Source organism: Corallococcus sp. CA041A, assembly GCF_003612075.1.
GTDB classification, from domain to species: Bacteria; Myxococcota; Myxococcia; order Myxococcales; family Myxococcaceae; genus Corallococcus; species Corallococcus exiguus.
Genome location: NZ_RAWF01000435.1, coordinates 1 through 4,520, shown reverse-complemented (window position 1 = coordinate 4,520; position 4,520 = coordinate 1). Strand labels below are relative to the sequence as shown.

At 67.1% G+C, this 4,520-nt stretch carries 2 protein-coding genes and 1 pseudogene; all 3 read right to left on the bottom strand.

All coding sequences use genetic code 11. The features are described 5' to 3' along the window. Positions 1–1,568 (bottom strand): putative metal-binding motif-containing protein (locus D7V77_RS40455; protein ID WP_199733983.1); only part of this gene is annotated, 1,568 nt, incomplete at its 3' end. 56 nt (positions 1,569–1,624) lie between these two features. Then, the gene (locus D7V77_RS45860) at positions 1,625–3,811 is read right to left on the bottom strand and encodes a putative metal-binding motif-containing protein (protein WP_120581512.1); all 2,187 of its coding nucleotides are present in this window, start codon (positions 3,809–3,811) and stop codon (positions 1,625–1,627) included. A gap of 78 nt (positions 3,812–3,889) precedes the next feature. Beyond that, a pseudogene (locus D7V77_RS40445) lies at positions 3,890–4,520 on the bottom strand (hypothetical protein); the annotation flags it as partial.

Sequence of the window (4,520 nt, the reverse complement as noted above, 5' to 3'; positions counted from 1 at the left end):
GCTTCCAGGACGATGCGACCTCCGCTTCCGCCGCCACCGCCCCCATTCGCGAAAGCTACCCTTGTCCAAGGATCGGACATCGTGGTGGACGCCAAGCCACCCAGGCCACCTCCGCCACTCACCGAAACGACCTTCCGAATGGTCAGCGTCCTGGCTACGGAGAGCTGAATGGCGCCACCACCAGCGCCACCGGAGCCAGTCTGGCTAACTCCATTGCCTCCCGCGCATCCCCCAAAGAGTGGCGAGATGGCCGATGCCTGCTGGACCCCCATGTCACCCCCCGTGGTCGAGGTGTTTGAGGTGCTGCCGCCAAGCGCTCCAATCGTTGCACCGCCCGCGCCGCCTCCACCTCCGCCCAGGATTTGTAGCCTGGCTTCACCCCCGGATTCGTCCGAGTAAACTTGTCTCGTCCCCATCTTGCCCTGCGACGCTGCGCATGCTCGATTGCCCCCGGTTCCGGGAACCGGCGCTCCGTTCACGATGCGCCCACTGGCCAGGATGTCATGGCTCAGGGTCGCATCCCCATACACCGCGAAGATGACCGGGCGGCTGCCTACAATGCGCAGTTCGCCGCCCAGGGCCAGGGTCCGCACGGGAATGAGAAGGATTTCGGGGGCGTCTCCAGACTGGGGCAGAGTTTTGATGGTGAAGTCTCCCGTATCTGGGCCAGCGCCAGCGGGCGCCCAGGTGCCGACGCTCGTGTCGAACACCACGGCCCCGGTGGTTCGCAGTTCACCAATCTCCTGGCTTGGGATGCTGTTCGGATCGAAGTTGCTCGGGACAAAGGGAAACGTGACGCATTGGCCATCGGCACGGCAAACATGCGGAATCCCAGACCCGTCTTCGCCGCAAGGCTGGTTGAGTTGTGCCGGATCGGGTGAGTAAAGGCAGGACGAGTTACGCGTGCAGCCCGCTACCTGAGTGCAATCCTTGGCCGGGCAAGGTGTGGGTATGCCAATGCATGCACCGCTGCCATTGCAGGAACCTGGATCATGGCAGACGTCGCCATCGATGCAGGGCTTTTCCAAGCAGTCGCTGTCCTCGCAGGATTTGTGGCCATCGCAGTCGGAGTCGATATCCGCGGTGCACATTTCAATGGCCCCCGGGTAGATGTCCGAGCGGGAGTCATCACAGTCGGGCAATTCCGTGCCGGAAACACTCGCGACGAAGCCGTCGCCATCCCGGTCCGCAGCCAGCAAGGTGACGGTCCAGTCGATGGACTTGCCGGGCGGTGCATCCAACGCACGGTCCTCGTGGACCTCCACGAGTGCCCCCGCACATTGATTGCCGTTGAAGGCAGAGAATGAAGTCACCGTCACGTTCAGCCGATCGCCCCACGCCGCCTTGCGGACCATCGCGACCTGAACTTCCTTCGCGTCAGGCCCCTTGAGCTGGTCGGAGGGAAGGTCTGTTCCCACCCGATTGCTCCCGTCACCTATCTCTACGCGTAGGCACTGGGGTCGGTAGGACGGGTACTTCACGGTCACGCGAAGCACGCCCTCGGCGGGCTCCTTCATGCGGCAGGCGGACAGCAGCACCACGCAGGTCAATAGACAGAACAGACGCATGGTGCCGCACTGTACCCGTCAGCCCTCCATTGCTGGAATTCCAGGCGGGAGGCGGGTCAGGGGGCCGTGCAACCACCTGAGGCCGGAGGGCTGATGAGGTGCCCAATCGCGAGGGAACAGGACTGGACGCTGCGCAGGTGGATGGAGCCCGCGGCGCCGCCGCCTCCGCCGCCGCTGCCTTCGGTATTGAAGGCGTCCTTGATTCCGTCAGAGCCTTTGACGGGACCTGCCGTGCCGGCCCCGCCAGCGCCGCCGCTTCCTCCTGTGTCATTCCCGCTGTCGCCGCCAGCGGCTGGGTTCGCTGAGTCCTCGCTGCCATTGGCTCCATCCACGCCGTCATTGTTTGTACTGCTGCCACCCCTGCCACCACCGCCGCCATTGGCAGTGACGCGGGCACTCGCATGGAGCGTCAGCTGGAAGGCTTCGAGCACCACCCGGCCGCCGCTACCGCCCCCGCCCGCGCCCCCTCCAACGCCTCTCTGTCCACCGAAGCCACTCGCGCCGACGGCTTTCGAAATCGTCAGATTGCGTGCGACCGACAACTGGATGGCGCCGCCTCCGGCTCCACCCGTGCCGGGAGTGGCGGAACCATTGCCGCCACCGTTGCCGCCCGGGCAGCCTCCCAGGAGGGGCTCGGCCCCGGTGGGCCGGGATGTTCCCGCAGCGCCAAACCTTTGGCTGTTGTTGTAGCCCGCTCCTCCGTTAACGCCAGGCGTGCCATTGCCAGCGCCGCCACCGCCACCGCCAGTCTTTCCGCCGTACGTGCCGTTCCCGCCCTGGGAGGCGCCGCAAGCCGCGGTGGGATTCATGATGCTGCCCGAGGCCAGGATGGACTGGCTGACGTTCGCGTCGCCATAGACCGCCAGGATGACAGGGGAGGAGCCAGTGATTCGCAGAGTCCCATTCAGCTCGAGTGTCTTCACCGGAATGAGCAGCACGGGCGGATTCCCGTTCTGCTGCGGCATCGTCACGATCTTGAGCGACGCCGCGGTGGAGATGGCACTCGTGGGGCTCCAGCTCTTGTCTGCGGTGTTGAACGTGACGTCAGCGCTGGTCTTGATCTCACCGATGTCCGCGGCCACGACGGACGTCGGATCGAAGTTGTAGGGCCGGTAGGGGAACGGAGTGCACGTGAGGTCCGCCTGGCACACGCCGGGAACTCCTCCTGAGGTCGTGCAGAGGCCGTTGACGTCGGGCTCGAACTCGCAGTCGCTCGTGGCCGAGCAGACCTGCTTGACCCGCTGGCACAGCGGCGGCGTGCAGACCTTGGGCGTTCCCACGCAGTGGCCGTTCCCATCACAGAGGTCCGGCTCGGTGCACCTCTCGGTGTCCTGGCAGGGAGTCGTGTTGGGGCTCGGAGTGAATTCACAGGCGCCCGTGCTCGTGTTGCAGGTGCCCTGGGCCGCCAGGCACTGCTCCGTGGTGGTGCAAGACAGCGGGGTGCCCGAGCACGTCCCGTTGGCGTCGCACTTGTCTGCGTTCGTGCACTTGTTGCCGTCGTCGCAGGGCTGGCCCGCGGGGGAGCTGACGGTCTCGCACATGCCTGTCTCGGGCTTGCACTCCTGACGTGGCTGGCACGCGCCACCAGGCTGGGGACAGGTCTTCGTGCTCTCGGGGGCACACCGCGCCTCGCGGCCCGTGCCCACACAGCGGTCGTTCAGCGTGCACGCATCGCCGTCGTCGCATGGCGTGCCGTAGCAGTTCGCCTCCTGGCAGCCCACCAGTTCATTGCAGTTGAGGTCCACCGTGCCGCCGCAGGTCTCGGTGGCGCCAGGGTGGATGTCCGCGTTCAAGTCGTCGCAGTCGGGCTGCTTCCTCCAGGTGGCACCCGTGAGGTGCTCGTCCTTGTCGCTGTCCTCGGCGGAGAGCCGGAGGTCCCACCGGGCGAACGCCTTCGCGGGGACGACCACGGGCTGCTCGCTGGAGCGCGTCTCCACGACCTCGCCCGCGCACCGGTCGCCCGTGGCCTCCGTGAACGACGACACCGTGAGGCTCAGCGCCGTGTCCCAGTCCGCTTTGCGGCGCACCGCGACCAGGACCTCTTGCTTCTCCGGGTTCTTGAACGCGCTGGCAGGGATGTCCGTGGCCTCCTGGTGCCCCTTCGCGTCCTTCGCCTCCACGCGCACGCACGCGGGCTTGAAGGTGCCGTAGGTCACGGACACTCGGATGGCGCCTTCGTCAGGGGCTTTCTCCCCGCAGGCGGCCAGCATCAACACACATCCCAACAGGCAGAGCCGATACATGGCTCCGCAGCTTACCTGTCGTCCCTTCTCCCCTGAAACCTCGCGGCTGATGACGTGACCCGTGGCCAACCCGACACGTCAGGGGGCGGGGGTGGGACAGCCACCCGTAGGGGCAGGGCTGAGCACGGCGTCGTTCAGGACGCAGGAGCGAACACTGCGCAGGTGGATGGAGCCCGCGGCGCCACCGCCGCCGCCGCCAGCACCGTTCACCAGCACGAGCGTTCCTCCGTTGTCGCCGGACGTGGGGGCGCTTGAGGTGCCACCCTTGCCACCATCTCCACCCAGGGGAGTTCCATCCGCGCCGCCGTTGGCGCTGCCGTTGGAGTCCTCGCGGCCACTCGCGCCAGCGCTTCCATCACTGGCAGCGGCGCCCTCGCCACCACCGCCGCCATTGGCGGTGATCCGCGCGTTGGTCGTCAGGTTCACCTGGAAGCCTTCCAGCACGATGCGGCCGCCGCTCACGGAGAGGACCTTTTCGACGGTCAGTGTCCTGGCGACCGAGACCTGGAAGGCGCCACCACCAGCGCCGCCCAGCCCGCCGGCCGCGTTGCCCGTGCCTCCGCCAGCGCCGCCCGCGCACCCACCGAGAAGAGGCGTGGAGGCCGAGCCTTGCTGGGAACCTGCGTCGCCCGGCGTGGCGTTGGAGTTGACCCCCTTGCCGCCAATGGCTCCGGCCGTTGCTCCGCCCGCGCCACCGCCGCCGCCACCC